Raw genomic sequence first — 21,146 nt, 5'->3', positions numbered from 1 at the left:
GGCTCACCCCCTTCTCGATGTCAGGGCGCTGGCGATCTCCTCGAGCGAGGCGAGCGTCCGCGCGGCATTCGGGTCGTCGGTGCTGGCCAGGTCGGCCACCAGGGTGGTCAGCCGTTCGGCGGCCGCCGCGTGCCGTCCGGCGGGGCCGGGCCGCGGGCCCGCCAGCGCCAGGGCCGCCGCGCACTGGCGCGCCAGCTCCGAGACCAGCTCCAGGCCGGAGGTCGCGCTGCGCGGGCCCAGCACCGGGTCGAGCACCTCCAGTACGCCGAAGACGGACCCGTCGGTGTCCAGCGGCGCGGCGATGATGGCCTTCGGTATCCGGCCGGTGGAGGCCGCGAAGTCCCGGTTGAACTGCGGGTGGTTGTCGAGGTTGTCGGCGATCACCGCCTCCCCGCTCTGGAAGACCCATCCGGCTATGCCGCTGTAGTCGGGGATGGTCCAGCCGACCAGGCTGTCCTCCCGGGGGTCGGAGATCGCCTCCAGGACGAGTGCCTCGCCCGCCGCGTCGTGCAGGAAGACCGATGAGGCGGGAGCGCCGAAGACAAGCCGGGCCAGCCGTACGGTCGAGCGCAACACCTCGTCGCGCCGGGACAGCGGAGAGCCGCTGAGTGGGGCGTCATGCGCCGGATTCGTCATGGCCGGCTCCTTCGGCGGACGGGGTGGACGGGGTGGCTGAGACAGGTATGGCGGAGACGTCGGACCGGGCGGGTTCACCGGGCGGGTCCGGTACGGCGGAAGCGGTGGCAGGGGTGGGGGCGCGGGCCGGGCCGGACGCGTCGGTGAAGTTGTCCGAGAGGGAGGCGAGGACGTGCTTGACCTCGCTCACCGGAAGATGCGGATGCTTTCCGAGGATGCGGGCCACGAATCCGCTGACATGGGGCGTCGCGAAGCTGTTCCCGGAGAGGTACGAACGGCCGCCGCCCGTCCAGGGGACCTCGATCCCGACGCCGGCCGCGAAGAATTCGACCGGGGGCTGCGGACTGACCTCGATGCGCTCGGCGTCGGCGATCTCGTGCGACCCGACGGAGATCACCGAGGGGAAGATCCAGGGATAGCTGCGGACCGGGCTGTTGTGCGCCGAGGCCACGATCGCCACCCGGTTGAAGTACGCCTCGTCCGCGATGTCGTGCAGCGAGGCCTTGAAGTCGCCCTTGCGTGAGGAGAGGCTGAGGTTGACGACGTGGAAGCGCTCCGCCACCGCCCAGCGCAGGGCGGCCAGCAGCATGTTGCCGTCGCCCGCGAGCCGCGGACCCAGGATGCGTACGCTGGTCAGGCTCACGTCCGGCGCGATCCGCCGGATGATCGCCGCGCACGCGGTGCCGTGGCCGGCGGCGTCGCCCTCGTCGTCCGGGACGATCCGGTAGCCCGGCCGACCGTCCCCCTCGGCGTCCTGCTCGACGCGTTCCACCGCGTACGACCCCTCCAGGGGCCCGATCTCGGGATGGTCCGGCGTGACTCCGCTGTCGATGACGCAGACCCGGATTCCCGCACCGCGCGACCCGCCCCAGGCCCATTCCCGGTCCACCGCCGTGGAGGCCGCGACCGATGACCGGTCGACGAGCTCCCCGGCATTCATGTGGGCGAATCGGATGGTTGCCCGACGAAACGCTGTAGTGGTCAATGGAGCCTTCCGGTCACTCGTGGCTCTCGCGCTGGGCGGGATACCGAACCGTCGGACGTGCCGGACCGTCCCGCCGTCGAACAGCTGAGCGGCGCCCGCGGACCGATTCTGTCCGAGCTCCCAGGCCCTCGGACATCCCAGTTGTCTGGGGTGCTTTCCGGCCGGTCCTGCCCCTCGCGGCGCGGAAACTGACAGTTCTCTGCGTCGGCGGCCGGCTTGCGTGGGGAGAGGGGGGGAGACTCCGTCCCGCGAGGGGCGCCCTCTCCTGTGGAGAACCTCTGGTTCCGTACCGAGCGGTACGACGCGAGCGGCGGAGTGGTGTCCGGCACAGGTGGGGGCCGCGGTCCCTCCTTCCCCCGACCGGCCCTCACCCGCCCGGCGCAAGGCCCCGGAGGCCCTCGGCGTCGTCCGATGCGGCGGGGCGGACCCGGGGCGACGTGACCGACGTCTCTACCCCGGGGCCGCCCCCGTGGCGCAAGGTGGTCGCCATGACCTCCACCACCCACGCCCGCCTCCTCACCCGCGCACGGACCGGCGGACCCCGCGACGACGGCCCCAAGCTCCTGGAGCACGTCCTCGGCTGGACCCTGGTCGTCCTGCTCGCCGTCCTCGTCACCCGGGCCGGCCTGATGTGACCTGAGACCGACCGGCAACCGTGTGGATCCCTCCCGGCCGCGTGATCCCCCGGTACGGAACGGGCATACTCCCCCCGGTCGCCGCGCCCCGCGCGCGCCCGGCAGGGAGGAGCGTCCGGTCATGGCCGACAGCACCGCGGACGGCGTGGAACGCCGGCTGCCCACCGACGAGGCCCGGGAACTGCTCTCCCTGGTGCGTGACATCGCCCGCCGGGAGATCGCCCCGCGCGCCGCGGAGGAGGAGGCCGCCGGCCGCTTCCCCCGCGAGCTGTTCGCGCTGCTCTCCCGCTCCGGGCTGCTCGGACTGCCGTACGACCCCGGACACGGCGGGGGCGGCCAGCCGTACGAGGTCTACCTCCAGGTCCTGGAGGAGCTCGCCGCCGCCCGGCTCACCGTCGGGCTGGGGGTGAGCGTCCACACCCTGTCCTGCCACGCGCTCGCGGGCTTCGGCACCGAGGAGCAGCGGGCCGCGCACCTGCCCGCGATGCTGGGGGGCGGACTCCTCGGCGCGTACTGCCTCTCCGAACCCTCCGCCGGATCGGACGCGGCGGCCCTGCGGACCCGCGCGGTCCGGGAGGGCGACGACTGGGTGATCGACGGGACGAAGGCCTGGATCACCCACGGCGGGATCGCCGACTTCTGCACGGTCATGGCCCGCACCGGCGGCCCGGGGGCGCGCGGCATCACCGCCTTCCTCGTGCCGGGGGACGCGCCGGGGCTGAGCGCGGCCCCTCCCGAGCGGAAGATGGGCATGAAGGGGTCCCCCACCGCGCAGCTCCACTTCGACGGGGTGCGGGTCGGTGACGACCGGCGTCTCGGCGGGGAGGGGCAGGGCTTCTCGATCGCGCTCGACGCCCTGGACTCGGGGCGGCTCGGCATCGCCGCCTGCGCCGTGGGCCTGGCCCAGGCGGCCCTGGAGGAGGCCGTCGCGTACGCGAAGGAGCGCCGTCAGTTCGGCCGGCCGATCGCCGACTTCCAGGGGCTGCGCTTCCTGCTCGCCGACATGGCGACCCGGGTCGAGGCGGGCCGGGCCCTGTACCTGGAGGCGGCGCGGCTCCGGGACGAGGGACGGGCCTTCGGCCGGTGCGCGGCGATGGCCAAGCTCTTCTGCACGGACGCCGCGATGCAGGTCACGACGGACGCGGTGCAGGTGCTCGGCGGCTACGGCTACACGGCGGACTTCCCCGTGGAGCGGTATCTGCGCGAGGCGAAGATGCTCCAGATCGTCGAGGGGACCAATCAGATCCAGCGCGTGGTCATCGCACGTCACCTGGTCGGACCAGAGTCCCGCTGACGCGCACGGTGCGGTCCGCCCAGACCGGCCCCGCGGCGAGCCGGGTCCACTCCTGGTCGCGGTGGCCGGGCAGGGTGCGGCCCTGGCTGGCCCACAGGGAGAGCACGTCCCGGTAGATGGGCGGGTCGGCGGGGGCGGGGGGCTTCACCCGCACCTGTGCCGGGCCCTGCGCCGGTACCGGGACCGGGACGGGCGCGGGTACAGGGACGGGGGGCGGCGCGGGCGCAGGTGGAGGTGCCGGTGCGGGCGCCGTCACCGTCGACTGAGGAACCGATTCTTCACCGCGCGGTTCGGCCTGCCGGTGCCGACCGTAACCGCTGGGAGTGCTGTACAGCGTGGTCATGCCCGGACCAACGCGCCCCGGCGGCCGGGGTCACCGCCGAGGGGATTCGAGCGGCAGTTCGCCCGGTACCCGCTGCACGGCTCTGGCCCCTCGGACGAGACCTGACGTACCGTCAGATCCCACTCGCCGATCAGGAGGTCAGCCGTGGACGACGACCGGCCCGTCGCGCTCGACGAATACCCCGTGCACCAGGCACCGCTCTCGATGAAGCACCACGTCAGCGGCGACCGCAACGCCTACGACCGCTGCATCTTCCACGTCTTCGACCACACCGGCCGCGCCCTGCTCATCGCCGGCCTCGGCGTCTATCCCAACACCGGGGTCGTCGACGCCTACGCCACCCTGCGCACCGGCGACCGGCTGCACGCCGTCCGCGCCTCCGACGCCCTCGGCGACGACCGCACGAACCTCGCCGTCGGCCCGCTGACCATCACCGTCGACGAACCCCTCAAGCGCCTCTCCCTGCACTGCGCGGCCGACCCCGACGACCCCGACGGGCTGTCCTTCGACCTCACCTGGACCGGCGACTTCCCCACCGTCTGGGAGCCGCACCACACCCAGCGCCACGGCGGCCGGCTCACCCTCGAAGGCCGCCGCTTCGTCCAGGCCGGGCACTGCGCGGGCACCATCCGGGCCGGCGGCGAGGAGTTCACCGTCACGGCGGGGGAGTGGACCGGCACCCGCGACCGCAGCTGGGGAGTCCGCCCGCTCCCCGGCGAGGAGCCCGGCCGCGCCGCGGAGTTCCGCCCCGAGGGCTTCCACTGGCTCTGGATCCCGATGCGCTTCGAGGACCGCTTCCTGATGGTCATCGCCCAGGAGGACGCCGACGGCTACCGCACCCTCAACGAGGCCCTGCTCGTACGGAACGGCCACCGCGACACCCAACTCGGCTGGCCCCGCACCGAGATCACGTACCGCCCGGGCACCCGGCACCCCGAGCGGGCCTCCGTCCACCTCACGGACCCGGCCGGAAAGCCTCTGGAGATCGGCGTCGAGATCCTCGCCTCCTCACCGCTCGCCGTCGGCGCCGGATACCCGCCCGCCACCGACTGGCAGCACGGCACCTGGCAGGGCCGCGGCTGGACCGACCGCCGCGTCTACGACCTCTCCGACCCCGCCGCCCACCCCATGGCCGCGTACGGCGTCACCGACCACGCCGCCCGCTTCACCCTCGACGGCCGCACCGGCCACGGCATCTTCGAGCACGGCTCCTTCGGCCGCCACGACCCCAGCGGCTTCGCCGACCACACGTCCACCGCGATCTGAGGAGCGCCCCTTGGCCACCGCGCCCCGTCCCCGCACCACCACCCGCGACCCCGAGGAGCTCGGCCGGCGCCTCACCGCCTGGCTGGACCGGCACCTGCCCGGAGCCAGGATCGGCGGCCTCGCCGTCCCCGGCTCCAACGGCATGTCCAGCGAGACCCTGCTCTTCGACCTCGACCACCCGGACGCCCCCGTGCGCGGCTGCGCCCTGCGGCTCGCCGCCGACCCCGCCGCGTACACGGTCTTCCCCGTCTACGACATGGCCCGCCAGTACCGGGTGATGCGCCTGGTCGGCGAGCACACCGACGTCCCCGTGCCCCGGGTGCTCTGGCTGGAGGAGGACCCGGAACCGCTCGGCGCCCCCTTCTTCGTGATGGCCCGCGCCGAGGGCCGCGTCCCGCCGGACGTCATGCCCTACACGTACGAGGGGAACTGGCTGCACGCCGCCACCGACGCCGAACGCGCCCTCCTGGAGGCCGAGTCCGTCTCCGTGCTGGCCAGACTGCACGACCAGTTCCCCGCGAAGGAGGCCGAGTTCCTGCTGCCCGAGGGCACCGGGAGCCCGCTTCGCCGCCATGTCGACGCCCAACGCGCCTACTACGCCTGGGTGGTGGAGGGACTCGCGCCCTCGCCCCTCATCGAGTCGGCCTTCGACTGGCTGGAGGAGCACTGGCCGGCCGACGAGGGGCCCGCCGTCCTCGGCTGGGGCGACGCGCGCATCGGGAACATCGTCTACGACGGATTCACGCCCGCCGCCGTCCTCGACTGGGAGATGGCGGCGTACGTCCCCCGGGAGGTCGACCTCGGCTGGGCGGTCTATCTGCACCGCTTCTTCCAGGACCTGACCGTCGGCTTCGGCCAGCCCGGCCTCCCCGGCTTCCTGCGGCGCGACGCGGTCGAGCGGCAGTACGCGGAGCTCACCGGGCACACCCCGCGCGACATGGAGTTCCACACGCTCTACGCGGCGCTGCGGCACGCGATCGTGATGCTCAGGATCGCGTACCGCCAGGCCCACTTCGGCGAGGTCGAGGTGCCCGGTGACCCGGACGGCCTGATCCTGCACCACGCCACGCTCGCGGCGATGGTGCGGGGAGGCTACTGGTAGCGGACGGCCTCAGGCCGCGCGCCGCATCTGCGGCACCCGGATCGGACGCGAGCCCGGACCGCCGACGTGCGAGAAGGGCTGCGTGCGCCAGTCGAGGCCCTGGGGGAGCGTCAGGAGCAGCGCGGTGTCCTGCTCCTGGACCCCGAGGTCGTCGTCGGTGGGGCGGGCCTCGGAAGCCGCGAGGCCCGTGCCCGGGCAGACCGTCAGGACGAAGGGGTTCCACGGCGTCGGGCAGAGCGCGTGCTCCGGCAGCGCGTCCTCGTCCGCGAGCAGCGCGATGGGCTGCACGCACTCCGGGCAGACGACCCGGAACATCTCAAAGGTGTCGTACGCGTCGAGCTCGTCGGACGTGTCGACCGATTCAACAGGCTCCTGCATTGGGATTCTCCCCCTCGGCTGGGTCGGCCGGATCTGTGCGGCCTCGACCACAGCAAGCACTTCCCATGCGGAACTCCGCATAACCGTGAGGCGGTGCTCCAGGCAGGGTGCAAACCTGTGGCGTTCGTCACATGCCTGTCGCAGGTGCCCCGTGACTGTCCATAGCCCCTCATATGGGTCGCCCGGCGCCTTCCGCGGGGCGCCCCCGGCTGTGCCCCCGTCCGCGCGGCGCAATAGGGTCACCGCATGGAGGAGCTGGATCGTCAGATCGTGGAGTTGCTCGTCAAGGACGGGCGCATGAGCTACACCGACCTGGGCAAGGCCACGGGCCTGTCCACGTCGGCGGTGCATCAGCGCGTCCGCCGGCTGGAGCAGCGCGGTGTCATCCGCGGCTACGCCGCCGTCGTCGACCCGGAGGCCGTGGGTCTGCCGCTCACCGCGTTCATCTCGGTCAAACCCTTCGACCCCAGCGCCCCCGACGACACCCCCGACCGGCTCGCCGACATCCCGGAGATCGAGGCCTGCCACAGCGTCGCGGGTGACGAGAACTACATCCTCAAGGTGCGCGTCGCCACCCCGCTGGAGCTGGAGCACCTGCTCAGCCGCATCCGTTCCCAGGCCGGGGTGTCCAGCCGCACGACCGTCGTCCTGTCCACGCCGTACGAGGCCAGACCGCCGCGCATCTGACGCGCCCGGTCCGCCGAGGGGGACCTGCCGGACAAACCGGCCTCCGGCAGGTCCTAGCCTGGTGGGCATGAGTGAGTCCATGCCTGTCGCGTCTCCCGGCGAACACCGCACCGTGCTGCTGCGCGGTGGAGAAGTCCACAGCCCCGCCGACCCCTTCGCCACCGCCATGGTGGTGGAGCGCGGTCACGTCGCCTGGGTGGGCTCGGAGGGCGCCGCCGACGCCTTCGCGTCCGGCGTGGACGAGGTGGTCGACCTGGAGGGCGCGCTCGTCACCCCGGCGTTCGTCGACGCGCACGTGCACACCACCGCCACCGGCTTCGCCCTCACCGGGCTCGACCTGTCCTCCGCCGCCTCGCTCGCCGAGGCCGCGGAGCTGATCCGGGCCCACGCCGCCGCCCGCCCCGAGGACCGCATCCTCATCGGTCACGGCTGGGACGCCTCCCGCTGGCCCGAGCGCCGCCCGCTCACCCGCTCCGAGCTCGATGAACTCACCGGCGGCCGCCCGCTCTACCTGACCCGGATCGACGTCCACTCGGCCGTCGTCACCACGGCCCTCCTCGACCTCGTGCCCGGCGTCCGTGACCTGGACGGCTTCCACGACGGCCGGCAGCCCCTGACCGGTGACGCCCATCACGCCGTGCGCGCGGCCGCCTTCGGCGCCGTGTCGCCGCGCCAGCGCACCGAGGCGCAGCGCGCCGCCCGGCTCAAGGCCGCCTCCCTCGGCATCGGCACCCTGCACGAGTGCGGCGGACCGCAGATCTCCTCCGAGGAGGACTTCACGGGCCTCCTGGACCTCGCGCGCGAGGAGGCCGGGCCGCGGGTCGTCGGCTACTGGGCCGACCTCGACGTCGAGCGGGCGAGGGCCCTGGGCGCCCTCGGCGCCGCCGGCGACCTGTTCGCCGACGGCTCCCTCGGCTCCCACACGGCCTGCCTCCACGAGCCGTACGCCGACCACGCCGGGCACAGCGGCTCGGCCCACCTGGACGCGACCTCCATCGCCCTGCATGTCGTCGCCTGCACCGAGGCGGGCCTCCAGGCCGGCTTCCACGCCATCGGGGACGCCGCCGTGTCCGCCGTCGTCGAGGGCGTCAGGGCGGCCGCCGAGAAGCTCGGCCTGGCCCGGATCAGGGCCGCCCGGCACCGCGTCGAGCACGTCGAGATGCTCACCCCCGAGACGATCGCCGCCTTCGCCGAGCTGGGTCTCACCGCCTCCGTCCAGCCCGCCTTCGACGCCCTCTGGGGCGGCGAGGAGGGCATGTACGCCGACCGGCTCGGCGCCGAGCGGGCCCGCACGCTCAACCCGTACGCGGCGCTGCTCCGCGCCGGCGTGCCGCTGGCCTTCGGCTCCGACAGCCCGGTGACCCCGCTCGACCCCTGGGGCACCGTCCGGGCCGCCGCCTTCCACCGCACCCCCGAGCACCGGATCTCCGCCCGCGCCGCCTTCACCGCCCACACCCGCGGCGGCTGGCGGGCCGTGGGCCGGGACGACGCCGGGACGCTGGTCCCCGGCGCCCCCGCCGACTACGCGGTCTGGCGCACCGAGGAGCTCGTCGTCCAGGCGCCCGACGACCGGGTCGCCCGCTGGTCCACCGACCCCCGGTCCGGAACGCCCGGTCTGCCCGATCTGACCCCCGGTGTCGATCTCCCCGTCTGCCTGCGCACGGTGGTGTACGGACAGACGGTGTTCGTACGGCCGAACGAGTGATGTGGGGACATTTCGCACCCCTCGGCACGGTCCCGCACGCTTGTCCCCGACCTGCGGATCTTCCCCTCCGGCCTGGCCTTTTGAGGAGTCTCCGCAGGTCAAGCGGGTGTTGACAGTCGCCCGTCACGGGCGGGTAGGTTCACGGCGTCCACCACAGGACGTCCGACCGGACCGCACTCCCACGCCGTAGCCGAACGCCGCCCGCGCCTCGGTCACGAGGGAAGGTTTCTCCGGCGGTAGGTGCGACCCGGGTGGGGCCCGGACGTTCAGTAGACAACGGCTCTCGGTCGACCCGCAGCCAGCGGATCCCAGGTCGGACCGAAGGACGCCGGGCCCCGCACCGCACGTCACCCGCCCCACACGACCCGCCGCGCCGGAGCACTCCGGGGACCTCGCTATGGTGGGGGCCTGCGTATGTATCCGAAGGGGCAGTAGTGAACGACGGTGGCCAGAGGCGTTACGGCCCGCTCGGCAAGGCCTTGGTGATCATTCCGACCTACAACGAGGCGGAGAACATCAAGCCGATCGTCGCGCGGGTGCGGGAAGCCGTACCCGAGGCGCACGTTCTCGTCGCCGACGACAACAGCCCTGACGGCACGGGCAAGTTCGCGGACGAGATCGCGTCCGAGGACGACCATGTGCACGTCCTGCACCGCAAGGGCAAGGAAGGCCTCGGCGCCGCCTACCTCGCCGGCTTCCGGTGGGGCATCGAGCACGGCTACGGCGTCCTCGTCGAGATGGACGCCGACGGCTCCCACCAGCCCGAGGAGCTCCCGCGGCTGCTCACCGCCCTCAAGGGCGCGGACCTGGTCCTCGGCTCCCGCTGGGTGCCGGGCGGCCGGATCGTGAACTGGCCGAAGTCCCGCGAGTTCATCTCCCGGGGCGGCAGCCTCTACTCGCGCGTGATGCTGGACGTGCCGATCCGCGACGTCACCGGCGGCTACCGGGCCTTCCGCAAGGAGACCCTGGAGGGCCTGGGCCTGGACGACGTGGCCTCGGCGGGCTACTGCTTCCAGGTCGACCTGGCGCGCCGCGCGGTCGCCGCCGGCTTCCACGTCGTCGAGGTCCCGATCACCTTCGTGGAGCGCGAGATCGGCGACTCGAAGATGAGCCGCAACATCGTCGTCGAGGCGCTGTGGCGGGTCACCGGCTGGGGCCTGACGGCTCGCGCGGAGAAGGTCGGCAGGCTCCTCGGCCGCAAGTCCTCCTGACGTCCGCACTGATCCTTCCTTTACGACGTTCCGGCGGGGCGCCAGGCACACTGGGCACCATGACGACCGGCGCACCGCCTCCCCTCGCCCGCAAGCGCTCACGCGCGCGTACGTTCCTTCCGCTCGGCGTCGCCGCCTGGCTGGTCCTGGAGATCTGGCTGCTCACGCTGGTGGCGAACGCGGCGGGCGGACTGACCGTCCTCGCCCTGCTCGTCGGCGGTGCCGTGCTCGGCGCCGTCGTCGTCAAGCGGGCGGGCCGCCGTGCCTTCCGCAACCTCTCCTCGACCTTCCAGCAGGCCCAGGCGGCCGCGCAGGCCGGCGTGACGCCCTCGCCCGCCGACCGGGCCGGCGCGGACGACCGCAACGGCTTCCTGATGCTCGGCGGCCTCCTCCTGATGATCCCCGGCCTGATCTCCGACGCGGCCGGTCTGCTCCTGCTGATCCCGCAGGTCCGCTCCCTCCTCGGGCGGTACGCGGAGAAGGCCGTCGAGCGCCGGATGAGCGCCGCGCCTTCCGGAAGCCTCCAGGACGCCTTCCAGCAGGCCCGTATCCACCGGCCGGACGGGAAGGTGGTCCCGGGCGAGGTCATCCGCGAGGACGCCTCCCAGGGCCCTCGCAGGCCCGAGGAGCCCCGCCCGCCCCTGATGCCCTGATCCCCGCGCCCCCACGTGCCCCGCCCCCCTCGGGAGCGGGGCACGCGCATGCCGGGACCGGGGCACGCGTACGCCGGGACCGGGGCACGCGTACGCCGGGACCGGGGCACGCGTATGCCGGGGCGGGGCGCGCGTACAGGCCCGGGAGGCCCGGGAACGCGCGCACCCCGCGGCGGACGCGCGGAAACGCCGCGGGGCCCGGTACACGATGTGTGTACCGGGCCCCGCGGCGTGGTGCTCTTGCGGCCGTCCGCTAGGCGGACTTGCGGCTGTCGCGCGGATGCACGGCGATGTTCATGGCGCCGGAACGCAGGACGGCCAGCCTCTCGGCGAGGACCTCCTCCAGCTCCTCGCGGGTGCGGCGCTCCATGAGCATGTCCCAGTGCGTACGCGCAGGCTTGCCCTTCTTCTCCTCAGGTCCGTCCCCGTCCACCAGGAGTGCCTGGATTCCGCAGACCTTGCACTCCCACTCCGGCGGAATCTCCGCCTCGACCGAGAAGGGCATCTCAAAACGATGTCCCTTCTCGCATGCGTACTCCACCGCCTGGCGCGGGGCCAGATCGATGCCGCGGTCGGTCTCGTAGCTCGTCACCACGAGGCGCGTGCCGCGAAGAGCTCGCTCACTCATGAATCGTGCCTCCCGGGCTTGTCGCCCACAGGACAGGTGTCGCTGTCGTCGTTATCCGGTCAACGTCCGGTCGGCGGTAAAGATTCCCGTGCCGGGTCATGCGTCGCCCGTCGTGCCGCCCCTTGTTGTACCCACCAGTGCCCGTTTTGTCACATCTGACGGCAGATGTGACCCGGTGTCTTCACCAAAGCAGCACGCAGTAACGGTCCGCCTGGCAGGCCAAACGCGTACACTACCGCCCTTTCACCGCCACGTCTAAATACGGTCGGGTATCGGGTTCCCCGCGGCCTCCACCGCACGCCGGACCGGGACCCTGGCGAGCAGCGCGAAACCGACGACGAAGAAGATCACCAGGGAGATGATGGCATCCCGGTAGCTTCCGGTCAGCTGATACGCGAGACCGAACACGAGCGGACCCAGCCAGCTGAGCCCCCGGTCGCTCATCTCGTACGCCGAGAAGTACTCCGCCTCCTTGCCGCGCGGCACCAGATGCGAGAACAGCGAACGCGACAGGGCCTGGCTGCCGCCCAGGACCAGGCCGATCGCGGCCGCCAGGAAGTAGAAGAACACCGGTGAACGGGCCGGCAGGAAGTAGCCCGCCGCCAGGATCAGCGTCCAGACCGCCAGCGAGCCCAGAATCGTCCGCTTGGCGCCGTGCACCCGGGCGAGTCGCCCCATCCCGAGGGCCCCCGCCACCGCGAGCACCTGGACCAGCAGGACCGCCGTGATGAGCGTCGTCTGGTCGAGGCCCAGCTCCTCGGAGCCGTAGATCGAGGCCTGCGAGATCACCGTCTGCACGCCGTCGTTGTAGATCAGGTACGCGAGGAGGAAGGAGAGCGTCAGCGGGTGCCGGCGCATGTCCTTCAGCGTCTCCCGCAGCTGGCGCCAGCCGCTGCCCACCGCCCCCTCGCCGGCCCTCTCCGGGGCCGCCGGGCCGAGCCGCCGGTCCCGCAGGCGCCGCAGCGGCACGAGGGTGAAGGCGCCCCACCACACACCGGCCGAGGCCAGGCAGATCCGGACCGCCTCGCCCTCGGTCAGCCCGAAGGAGTCGTGGCCCGAGTACAGGACCAGGTTCAGGACGAGGACCAGGGCCCCGGAGGTGTAGCCGAAGGCCCACCCGCGCGAGGAGACGGCGTCCCGCTCGTCGGGCTCGGCGATCTGCGGCAGATAGGCGTTGTAGAGCACCATCGAGACCGACAGCGAGGCGTTCGCGACGATCAGCAGGAGGACGCCGAGCAGATACCGGTCGCCCGCCAGGAAGAACATGCCGGCCGTCGCCGTCGCCCCCAGGTAGGCCGAGGCCGCCAGCAGCGGCTTCTTCCGGCCCGTGCGGTCCGCGATCGCGCCGACCATCGGCATCGCCAGGATCGCGACCACCAGCGAGGCGGAGACGGCGTACGCGAAGAGCGAGCCGGCCCGCACGGGTATGCCGAGCGGGTGCACAAAGCCCTCGGCGTCGGCCGCCGCCCGCGCCACCGAGGTCAGGTAGGGGCCGAGGAAGACGGTGATCACGCTCGTCGAGTACACCGAGCACGCGAAGTCGTAGAAGTACCAGCCCCGCTGCTCGCGCCGCCGCTCGGCGGGACCGGCGGTGTACTCCTCCGGCTCGGTGGTGTCAGCGGTCAAGGCCGCGCCCCCTCGTTCGTCCCCGTGGTCCTCGTGGCCGTCCCCGGAAACGGGACGCGCCTGCTCAGACCCACACGCCCCGCTCGGTCAGCACCGAGCGCAGCGTCTCCAGATGATCGGTCATGATGCCATCGACCCCCAGGTCGAGGAGAGAGTTCATGCGGGCCGGATCGTTCACCGTCCACACGTGGACCTGGAGCCCGCGCGCGTGCGCCTCCCGCACGAACCGTCCGTCGACCACCGGGACACCGCCCTGGCGCTCCGGAACCTGCGCCGCCACGGCTCCGGCCCGCACCGCCGCGGGGATGCCCCAGGAGCGCAGCCGCAGGCCGACCACCCCGCGCACCCCGAACGAGGTGGCGAGCCGCGGACCGGCCAGACGCTGTGCCCGCGCCACCCGGGACTCGGTGAAGGAACCCACGCAGACCCGGTCCCAGGCGCCCTTCCTCCGGATCAGGTCGATCAGCGGGAGGAGCGCCGACTCGGCCTTGAGGTCGACGTTCCAGCGGGCCTCCGGGAACTCCTCCAGGAGGTCCTCGAAGAGCGGCAGCGGTTCCTTCCCGGCCACCCGGGCCTCCCGCACGGCCGCCCACGGCAGGTCGCGGATCCGGCCCGCGGTGTCCGTCACCCGGTCGAGGGTCGCGTCGTGGAACGCGACGAGCACCCCGTCGGAGGTCGTGTGCACATCGGTCTCGAAGTAGCGGTAGCCCGCCGCGGCGGCCCGGCGGAAGGCGGCCGCGGTGTTCTCCAGGCCGTTCGCCGTGCCGCCGCGATGGGCGAACGCGAGGGGGGAGGGATGGTCGAGGTAAGGGTGGCGTACGCGAGTCACGGCCGCAGTATGGCGCCTTCCGGTGTCCCGGTGGCGACCGCGGAGGGGACGGAGTCCGGCCCGGGGGTGAGCGCGGCGCTGTCGGACCCGGCCCCGGAGGAGGGCGCGGCGCTGTCGGAGGCCGGCTCCGGGACGGCGAACCGGCGCAGGAAGAACTGGGCGAGCGGTCCGATCGCGAGCGCGTAGAGGACCGTGCCGACGCCGACCGAGCCGCCGAGCAGGAAGCCGGTGGCGACCACCACCACCTCGATCGCCGTCCGCACCAGCCGGATGGACCGGCCGGTGAGCCGGTGCAGGCCGGTCATCAGGCCGTCCCGCGGACCGGGCCCGAACCGCGCCGCGATGTACAGGCCGGTCGCGACCCCGTTGAGGACGATGCCGAGCGCGAGCAGCGGAACCTGCCCCACCAGACCGTCGACGTCCGGGACCAGGGCCAGGGTGCCGTCCATCGCCAGGCCGATCACGAACACGTTGGAGACCGTGCCGAGCCCGGGCCGCTGCCGGATCGGGACCCACAGGAGGAGCACCACCGCACCGACGATGATCGACACCACGCCGATGGTCAGCCCGGTCTTCTCGGCGAGACCCTGGTGGAGGACGCCCCAGGGCTCCAGGCCGAGCCCGCTGCGCACGAGCAGCGCCGAGCTGACCCCGTACAGCGTGAGTCCGGCGTACAGCTGGACGAGCCGACGGGTGAGGTGCCGGCCGTGGAGGCCGGAGGCGATGGACAAGGGACTGCCCCCCAAGGTGGTGGTAGTGGACTGACTCATGACACTCTGTGGCGGGGGAACGGGTGCCAACCATGGCCAATTCGAGGAAGGTGGACTGATTTCCATGGCTCAGTGGACTTCGGCGGTGGGACCGGCTCAGCTCGCCCGGCAGCTCCAGGCGCAGCAGCCCCGGCCCGCCGGCCCCGGCGCCCGCAAGCCGCCCGCCTACCGCGCCCTGGCCGACGGCATCCGGCTGCTCGTCCTGGAGGGCCGCGTCCCGGTCGCCGCCCGCCTGCCCGCCGAGCGGGAGCTCGCCCTCGCGCTCACCGTCAGCCGCACCACGGTCGCCGCGGCCTACGAGGCGCTCCGCACCGAGGGCTTCCTGGAGTCACGGCGCGGCGCCGGCAGCTGGACCGCCGTGCCCGCCGGGAACCCGCTGCCGGCGCGCGGCCTCGAACCGCTGCCCCCCGAGTCCCTCGGCTCGATGATCGACCTCGGCTGCGCGGCGCTGCCCGCGCCCGAGCCCTGGCTCACCCGGGGTGTCCAGGGGGCCCTGGAGGAGCTGCCGCCCTACGCCCACACGCACGGGGACTACCCGGCCGGGCTGCCCGCGCTGCGGCAGATGCTCGCCGACCGGTACACCGCGCGCGGGATCCCCACCATGCCCGAGCAGATCATGGTCACGACCGGCGCCATGGGCGCCATCGACGCCATCTGCCACCTCTTCGCGGGCCGCGGCGAACGGATCGCCGTCGAGTCCCCCTCGTACGCCAACATCCTCCAGCTCATGCGCTCGGCGGGTGCCCGGCTCGTGCCCGTCGCCATGGCCGAGGGCCTGGGCAGCTGGGACCTGGGCCGCTGGCGCCAGGTGCTGCGTGACGCCGCGCCCCGCCTCGCGTACGTCGTCGCCGACTTCCACAACCCGACCGGCGCGCTCGCCGACGAGGACCAGCGGCGGCAGCTGGTCGAGGCGGCCCGCTCGGCCGGCACGGTCCTCGTCGTCGACGAGACCATGGCCGAGCTGCACCTCGACGAGGACGTGGCGATGCCCCGGCCGGTGTGCGCCTTCGACCCGGCGGGCGCCACCGTCCTCACGGTCGGCTCGGCCAGCAAGGCCTTCTGGGCGGGCATGCGGATCGGCTGGGTCCGGGCCGCGCCCGACGTCATCCGTTCCCTGGTGGCCGCGCGCGCGTACGCCGATCTCGGCACCCCCGTCCTGGAGCAGCTCGGCGTGAACTGGCTGATGCGGACGGGCGGCTGGGAGGAGGCCGTGAGCCTCCGCCGCGAGCAGGCGAGGGAGAACAGGGACGCGCTCGTCGCCGCCGTCCGCCGGGAGCTCCCGGAGTGGGAGTTCTCGGTCCCGCGCGGCGGTCTGACCCTCTGGGTCCGTACCGGCGGCCTGTCCGGCTCCCGGCTCGCCGAGGCGGGGGAGCGGGTCGGCGTCCGGGTCCCCTCCGGGCCGCGCTTCGGCGTCGACGGCGCCTTCGAGGGCTTCGTCCGGCTGCCCTTCACGGTCGGCGGACCTGTCGCCGACGAGGCGGCCGCCCGGCTGGCCGCCGCGGCCCGCCTGGTCGAGTCCGGCGCGGGCGGCGGGGGAGCGGAACCGCCGAGGTCGTTCGTGGCATAGCCGGTGACGCGGACGTACGAAGGGTCCCCACGCGCGCGCGTGGGGACCCTTCGTACGTCCGTCGTCAGCCCTCCGCGGGGACCGGGGTGTGGAACGGGGCCGGACCGGGCTCCTGTTCGGCGCGGGGCGCCGGGGCCGGCTCGGGGGCCGAGCCGGGGACCGTCTCGACCACGGCGGTCGGCATCGACACCGTGTCCGAGGCCGCGACCGGGGCCGGGGCCTTGACCGTGACCACGGTCGGGGCGGCGACCGTCGGCGGGTCCGCGGGCGCGGGCGGCGCCGCGATCGCGTGGCGCTCCGGGAGCAGCTCCAGGACCGCCCGGCGGTGCGCCTCGCTCGTCGCGTCGTCGTACGGGTCGGGCGTCGCCGGCACCTGGAGCCGGAGGACCGGACCGGTGCCCAGGCGCGCGTAGCCGCGGCCCGCCGGGACCTCGGGCGTCGGCGTGGTGTGCGGCTGGGCACCGAGGACGGCCGTGATCTGCTCGGGAGCGGCGGGGCCGAGGACGATCCGGGCCCTGGTGTGGGTCCGTACCGCCTCGCTCAGGGTGTCCGTGCTGTCGGACTGCTCGGCCACGACCACCGTGACCTGGGCCGCGCGCCCGTGCCGCAGCGGCACCTGGAGCAGGTCCTGGGGGTCCTGGCGGCCGTCGGCGGCGGCCAGGTGGCCGAGGACGCTCGGCCGGTCGAGCAGGATCCACAGCGGGCGGCGGGTGTCCTCGGGCGCGGGCTGCCCGGCCTGCCGGGCCCGGTTCGCGGCGATCAGCCGCCGCTCCGTCTCGTGGGCCGCCCACTCCAGGGTGGTGAGGGCGCCGGAGAGCCCGCACTCGATCGCGAGGACTCCGTCGCGGCCGGCCAGGCACGCGTACTCGCCGGTGCCGCCGCCGTCGACGATCAGCACGTCGCCGTGGGGGAGCGCCTGGAGGGCGATCGAGCGCAGCAGGGAGGTGGTGCCGCTGCCGGGCTGGCCGACGGCGAGCAGGTGCGGCTCGGTGGAGCGGGGGCCGGTGCGCCAGACGACGGCGGGCGCGTCCTCCGTGCCGTCCGCCGAGACGACGGGCACGGTCCGCTGCACGGCGTCCGCGTCGGTGAAGCCCAGGACGGTCTCGCCCGGCACCGTGACGAAGCGCTGGGCGGCGATGGTGGTGGGCAGGGCGGGCAGCACGCTCAGGTCGAGCCGGTTGCCCTCCTCGTCCCAGTCGAAGCGGTACTCGCGGCCGCGCCCCGACTTGGCGTGGAGCAGCTGCTCGATGCGGGCGCGGGCGGCGGGCTCGCCGTCGGTGAAGTACGGGGGGTACGCGATCCTGAGGCGGGTGAGGCGGCCGTCCTCGTCGAAGGCGTACTCCGCGAAGGCGCCGCTCCAGTCGCCGCCGTGGGCGAAGAGCGGTTCGGGGTCGTCGGGGACGGAGAAGTACGGCACGAGGGCCTCGTACAGGCCCTTGAGCCGGGCGATCTCCGCGTCGTCGGGCCCGGTCTTGACGACCGGGCGTTCACGGCCCTTCCAGGCGGCGGCGCCCATGAGCACGACGAGCGCGAGCAGCGGCCCGTACGGCATGAGGGCGACGACCAGGACGCAGGCCGCGACCAGGGCCAGCGTGGGACCACGCCGTTCCTTGGGGGTCGCGGCCCACCTGGCGCGCGCGGTCGCGGCCAGCTTCCGCAGACCACGGGTGACCGTGATCAGTGGATGGAGCACGTCGGTGGCGCTGTCGGCGGCCGTGCGCGCGATCTCTCGACTACGAGCGATCTGTGCGCTGCCGCTGCTCAGAATGCGGGGGAGTGGTCGCCGGGCCACGAAGTACTCCTGAATCGGTGGAAGGGACTGAAGGGCGTCAGAACTTGATCCCGCCCAGGAGGCCGGCGAGGCTCTGCCCACCCGCCGTGATGCTCGGGGCGATGGCGGTGCCCGCGAGGTAGAAGCCGAACAGCGAGCTGACGAGGGCGTGCGAGGCCTTCATCCCGTCCTTCTTGAAGAACAGGAAGCAGATGATGCCGAGCAGGACGACGCCTGAGATGGACAGGATCATGGGTTGTTCTCCTGGTTGAGGGGACAGTCACCATGAGTCCTTCCAGGTTCACAGCAAGTATCTATGTGACTAAAGGTGCATTAGAGTGAAAAACGGGTGATTTCACTTGACCGGCAGACATCGAACGCCGTGCCGGGTGGCGAAATGCGCGGCATGCGCTAGAGGCACCCCGGGGCGGGATGACGTGATCTTTGCCTCGGCCGGGCGCCGTCATGTCGCCGGACGGGCAGTACCCTGTCGATTCACTCGTACGGCCGCGCTTGCCGTGCACAGGCCGACACAGCAGGAGAGAGAGGCGGTCCCACCCGATGAGCGAGACTCCGGACCCCGAGGTCATCGAGCTGGCGTCCAAGGTCTTCGACCTCGCACGCACGGGTGACGCCGACGCCCTCGCCGCCTACGTCGACGCGGGCGTCCCCGCGAACCTCACCAACGACAAGGGCGACACCCTCGTCATGCTCGCCGCCTACCACGGCCACGCCGCCGCGGTCACCGCCCTCCTGGAGCGCGGCGCCGAGGCCGACCGCGCCAACGACCGCGGCCAGACCCCGCTCGCCGGCGCCGTCTTCAAGGGCGAGGACGCCGTCATCCGCGCCCTCCTCGCCGGCGGCGCGAATCCGGAGGCAGGGACTCCGTCCGCGCTCGACACCGCCCGCATGTTCGGCAAGGCCGAGCTCCTGGAACTCTTCGGAGCCAGGTGAACGGCGGCTGAACCCCAGGTGGGAGCGGCGTCGTAAATGTGGTCGCGGTGGCGAAATGGGTGGGTCATCATGACGTCGGGCCCGGCAAAACGGGCCACCGACGAGAGGCTGAGGAAGATGGTCACTGGCAGGCGAAGGACGACGACGGACGGCCCCGAATGTTGCCGCGCGGCCTAGGCGTACGGGCGATGTACCGCCCGACCGGGCTCCCCCCGGTATCCCCCGGTCGTGTCGACAGCTTGATGTGAGGCGTCTTCCCATGTTCGATCCAGTCATAGCGCCGAGCGGCACCCTGCTCGGCCTGCTGCAGCGGGGCCGCGGCGACGGCACCCTGCACGCGCTCGCCGCGCCACGCGCCGAGGCCCTCGCGGCCCTCAACCACTGCGTTCTCGACGACCCCCGCCACGACTGGCAGGTCGAGAACCGCTCCCTGTACTACGCCCGTCTCTACCTGGACCTCCACGGAGGCCTGGACGAGATCGAGGCGCACCTCTTCGATGCCGAGGACCACCTCGACACCGAGGAGTCCCGGACCGGGCTCGCGCTCGCCGTCCTCGGGCACCTCGCCTCCTACGGACGCCAGGACGCCCTGCTGCTGCTCCGGCGGTACGCGGCGACCGGCGTGAACTGGGCCTGGGCCCTGGACGAGCTGGCCCTCCGCGACGACGACGCCGGGCTCCGCGCGCTCGCCCTGCCCGTACTGGCCCGCTTCCCGGCCGACGCGGAAGGCGACGCCGAGCTGGCGCGCACCGTCCGCGACGCCTTCGAGCCCCGCCCCTGGCGGCTGTGGGCCGAGGACGGGCGCGAGACCGTCGGCGCCCGGGTCAGGGCCGCCCAGGAACAGGGGTCCTTCGACCGCTGGCAGCGCCAGATGCGCCCCGCCGGACCCCGCCCCGGCTGGAGCGTCAAGGCCGTCCTCGACTGGGCGCAGGAGGGGTACGAGCGCGGAGCCGTCCTCTACGGCCCCGCCGCCCGCTGCCTGACCGCCGTCGCCGGACCCGAGGACCGGCCCGAGATCCTGGCCGCCGCCCGGTACGGCGCGGCCGGAGCCCGCGGCGCCGCCCTGCACCACCTCGCCGAGTCACGGGACCCCGCCGTCCTCGACCTCGTCGAGGCCGCGGCCGACGGCGACTCCCGCGAGGTCGCCGACGCCGCCGTCGCCGCCTACCGGCGGATGTGCGGCGACGACGCCGTCGCCCGCGCCCGCGCGTGGATCCGGCGCACCGACGCCCTCGGGACGGCCGCCGCCGAGGTCCTCGCCTGCCGCGGCACCGCCCAGGACGCCACCCTCGTCCTCGGCGCCCTGCGCGACACCGTGCGCTCCGCGGGCCCCGACGCCCCCGAGCTCGCCTGCCTCGTCGACGGCACCGGACGCCTCGACGTCGCCTGCGCGGCCCCCGTGCTGCGCCACGTCTACCGCGAGACGACCTCCTCCCAGCTGCGCGGCCGTGTGGCCCGCGCCCTCGCCGCCACCGACCCCACCTTCGCGACCGGCTTCGCCGTCGAATGCCTCTGGGACTGCGAGGAGACCACCCGCGAGGTCGCGGCCCAGCACGCAGAGACCGGTGACGTGCGCGTCGCCGAACGATTGCGCCGCCTCGCCGCGGACCCGGCCGAAGAGGTCGAGGTCCAGACGGCGGTACGCAACCGGATAGGGCCGGACCTCCAGGTCTGACCCCGGCTCCGGGGCAGCGACAGGTCCGACCAACCCCTCCCGGCCCGACCTCGCGCACCCGAGCCACCCGCCACCCGGCCCCCGGGGCGGCGCGGCCTGCGGCGGAGAACCCGCCGAACGTGGCCCCGCCCCGGGGGCCGGTGCGTCATCCGGACGCGGCGCGGATCCTGGAGCCGGAGCCGGAGCCGGAGCCGGAGCCGGAGCCGGAGCCGGAGCCGGAGCTCCGGACGCGGTGCGGATCCTGGATCCGGACCCGGACCCGGACCCGGACCCGGACCCGGACCCGGACCCGGACCCGGATCCGGACCCGGACCCGGAGCCGGATCCGGACCCGGACCCGGACCCGGACCCGGACCCGGACCCGGAGCCGGACCTGGACCCGGACCCGGTCTCTGGCCCGGCACCCGGGCCCGCCGCCCGCGACCGGCACC

The 21,146-nt window shown here is 73.5% G+C and carries 22 protein-coding genes; 11 read left to right on the top strand and 11 right to left on the bottom strand.

Going from position 1 to position 21,146, the window contains the following annotated elements; all coding sequences use genetic code 11:
- Positions 1–3: 3 nt before the first annotated feature.
- Both IE237_RS24855 and IE237_RS24850 read right to left on the bottom strand, forming a co-directional pair.
- A complete protein-coding gene (locus IE237_RS24855) occupies positions 4–636 on the bottom strand; it encodes a GAF domain-containing protein (RefSeq protein ID WP_189804336.1) in 633 nt (210 codons plus the stop codon).
- Positions 617–1,576 (bottom strand): S8 family serine peptidase, encoded by a 960-nt coding sequence (locus IE237_RS24850; protein WP_189804335.1) that lies wholly within the window; start codon positions 1,574–1,576, stop codon positions 617–619. The genes IE237_RS24855 and IE237_RS24850 overlap by 20 nt, the downstream gene beginning before the upstream one ends.
- A gap of 533 nt (positions 1,577–2,109) precedes the next feature.
- On the opposite strand from IE237_RS24850, the gene IE237_RS24845 reads away from it, so the two are divergent.
- Together IE237_RS24845 and IE237_RS24840 are read left to right on the top strand one after the other, a co-directional pair.
- Positions 2,110–2,256 carry an SCO1431 family membrane protein gene (locus tag IE237_RS24845; protein WP_189804334.1) on the top strand — a complete coding sequence of 49 codons (147 nt, stop codon included), beginning with the start codon at positions 2,110–2,112 and terminating at the stop codon, positions 2,254–2,256.
- Between the two features lie 121 nt (positions 2,257–2,377).
- Complete coding sequence (locus tag IE237_RS24840; protein ID WP_189804333.1) at positions 2,378–3,550, top strand: acyl-CoA dehydrogenase family protein; 1,173 nt, start codon at positions 2,378–2,380, stop codon at positions 3,548–3,550.
- Here IE237_RS24840 and IE237_RS24835 read toward each other — a convergent pair.
- Positions 3,513–3,698, bottom strand: a complete 186-nt coding sequence (locus IE237_RS24835; protein WP_189804332.1) for a hypothetical protein — start codon at positions 3,696–3,698, stop codon at positions 3,513–3,515. The genes IE237_RS24840 and IE237_RS24835 overlap by 38 nt on opposite strands.
- A gap of 399 nt (positions 3,699–4,097) precedes the next feature.
- Between IE237_RS24835 and IE237_RS24830 the strand changes: the two genes are divergently transcribed.
- Positions 4,098–5,159 carry an Rv3169 family protein gene (locus IE237_RS24830; protein ID WP_229842888.1) on the top strand — a complete coding sequence of 354 codons (1,062 nt, stop codon included), beginning with the start codon at positions 4,098–4,100 and terminating at the stop codon, positions 5,157–5,159.
- A gap of 10 nt (positions 5,160–5,169) precedes the next feature.
- The gene (locus IE237_RS24825; protein WP_189804330.1) at positions 5,170–6,261 is read left to right on the top strand and encodes a phosphotransferase family protein; all 1,092 of its coding nucleotides are present in this window, start codon (positions 5,170–5,172) and stop codon (positions 6,259–6,261) included.
- A gap of 9 nt (positions 6,262–6,270) precedes the next feature.
- Here the strand turns inward: IE237_RS24825 and IE237_RS24820 are convergent, their stop codons facing one another.
- Positions 6,271–6,639, bottom strand: coding sequence for a hypothetical protein (locus tag IE237_RS24820; RefSeq protein WP_189804329.1), 369 nt, complete (start codon positions 6,637–6,639; stop codon positions 6,271–6,273).
- A 246-nt stretch (positions 6,640–6,885) separates the two neighbouring features.
- Between IE237_RS24820 and IE237_RS24815 the strand changes: the two genes are divergently transcribed.
- The 4 genes from IE237_RS24815 to fxsA all read left to right on the top strand — a co-directional run bounded on the left by IE237_RS24815 (position 6,886) and on the right by fxsA (position 10,895).
- Positions 6,886–7,326, top strand: a complete 441-nt coding sequence (locus IE237_RS24815) for an Lrp/AsnC family transcriptional regulator (RefSeq protein ID WP_017242178.1) — start codon at positions 6,886–6,888, stop codon at positions 7,324–7,326.
- A gap of 67 nt (positions 7,327–7,393) precedes the next feature.
- Entirely contained in the window at positions 7,394–9,031 is a 1,638-nt protein-coding gene (locus IE237_RS24810) for an amidohydrolase (RefSeq protein ID WP_189804328.1), read from the top strand.
- Between the two features lie 434 nt (positions 9,032–9,465).
- On the top strand, positions 9,466–10,242 hold the full coding sequence (locus IE237_RS24805) for a polyprenol monophosphomannose synthase (RefSeq protein ID WP_189804327.1): 777 nt from the start codon (positions 9,466–9,468) through the stop codon (positions 10,240–10,242).
- A gap of 59 nt (positions 10,243–10,301) precedes the next feature.
- Complete coding sequence (gene fxsA, locus IE237_RS24800; RefSeq protein WP_189804326.1) at positions 10,302–10,895, top strand: FxsA family membrane protein; 594 nt, start codon at positions 10,302–10,304, stop codon at positions 10,893–10,895.
- A gap of 253 nt (positions 10,896–11,148) precedes the next feature.
- Here fxsA and IE237_RS24795 read toward each other — a convergent pair whose 3' ends face one another.
- The 4 genes from IE237_RS24795 to yczE all read right to left on the bottom strand — a co-directional run bounded on the left by IE237_RS24795 (position 11,149) and on the right by yczE (position 14,709).
- A complete protein-coding gene (locus IE237_RS24795) occupies positions 11,149–11,523 on the bottom strand; it encodes an RNA polymerase-binding protein RbpA (RefSeq protein ID WP_015032218.1) in 375 nt (124 codons plus the stop codon).
- Between the two features lie 255 nt (positions 11,524–11,778).
- Positions 11,779–13,149 carry an MFS transporter gene (locus IE237_RS24790; RefSeq protein ID WP_189804325.1) on the bottom strand — a complete coding sequence of 457 codons (1,371 nt, stop codon included), beginning with the start codon at positions 13,147–13,149 and terminating at the stop codon, positions 11,779–11,781.
- A 64-nt stretch (positions 13,150–13,213) separates the two neighbouring features.
- Positions 13,214–13,978: a glycerophosphodiester phosphodiesterase family protein gene (locus IE237_RS24785; protein WP_189804324.1), complete on the bottom strand. Its 765-nt coding sequence runs from the start codon at positions 13,976–13,978 to the stop codon at positions 13,214–13,216.
- On the bottom strand, positions 13,975–14,709 hold the full coding sequence (yczE, locus tag IE237_RS24780) for a membrane protein YczE (RefSeq protein WP_189804323.1): 735 nt from the start codon (positions 14,707–14,709) through the stop codon (positions 13,975–13,977). The genes IE237_RS24785 and yczE overlap by 4 nt, the downstream gene beginning before the upstream one ends.
- A 103-nt stretch (positions 14,710–14,812) precedes the next feature.
- Between yczE and IE237_RS24775 the strand changes: the two genes are divergently transcribed.
- A complete protein-coding gene (locus IE237_RS24775) occupies positions 14,813–16,315 on the top strand; it encodes an SCO1417 family PLP biosynthesis transcription factor (protein WP_189804322.1) in 1,503 nt (500 codons plus the stop codon).
- A 64-nt stretch (positions 16,316–16,379) separates the two neighbouring features.
- Here the strand turns inward: IE237_RS24775 and IE237_RS24770 are convergent, their stop codons facing one another.
- Together IE237_RS24770 and IE237_RS24765 are read right to left on the bottom strand one after the other, a co-directional pair.
- On the bottom strand, positions 16,380–18,107 hold the full coding sequence (locus IE237_RS24770; protein WP_189804321.1) for a hypothetical protein: 1,728 nt from the start codon (positions 18,105–18,107) through the stop codon (positions 16,380–16,382).
- 37 nt (positions 18,108–18,144) lie between these two features.
- The gene (locus IE237_RS24765; protein ID WP_030691317.1) at positions 18,145–18,339 is read right to left on the bottom strand and encodes a hypothetical protein; all 195 of its coding nucleotides are present in this window, start codon (positions 18,337–18,339) and stop codon (positions 18,145–18,147) included.
- 308 nt (positions 18,340–18,647) lie between these two features.
- Here IE237_RS24765 and IE237_RS24760 point away from each other — a divergent pair, with 308 nt between their 5' ends.
- Both IE237_RS24760 and IE237_RS24755 read left to right on the top strand, forming a co-directional pair.
- Entirely contained in the window at positions 18,648–19,040 is a 393-nt protein-coding gene (locus IE237_RS24760) for an ankyrin repeat domain-containing protein (protein WP_189804320.1), read from the top strand.
- Between the two features lie 259 nt (positions 19,041–19,299).
- Complete coding sequence (locus tag IE237_RS24755) at positions 19,300–20,715, top strand: HEAT repeat domain-containing protein (RefSeq protein WP_189804319.1); 1,416 nt, start codon at positions 19,300–19,302, stop codon at positions 20,713–20,715.
- 145 nt (positions 20,716–20,860) lie between these two features.
- Here IE237_RS24755 and IE237_RS24750 read toward each other — a convergent pair whose 3' ends face one another.
- On the bottom strand, positions 20,861–21,145 hold the full coding sequence (locus tag IE237_RS24750) for a hypothetical protein (RefSeq protein WP_189804318.1): 285 nt from the start codon (positions 21,143–21,145) through the stop codon (positions 20,861–20,863).
- Position 21,146 lies beyond the last annotated feature (1 nt).

Source organism: Streptomyces tanashiensis, assembly GCF_014648895.1.
In the GTDB taxonomy this organism is placed as follows: domain Bacteria; phylum Actinomycetota; class Actinomycetes; order Streptomycetales; family Streptomycetaceae; genus Streptomyces; species Streptomyces tanashiensis.
The sequence above is the reverse complement of the archived record's forward strand: the minus strand, read 5'-3'. Positions and strand labels throughout refer to the sequence as shown.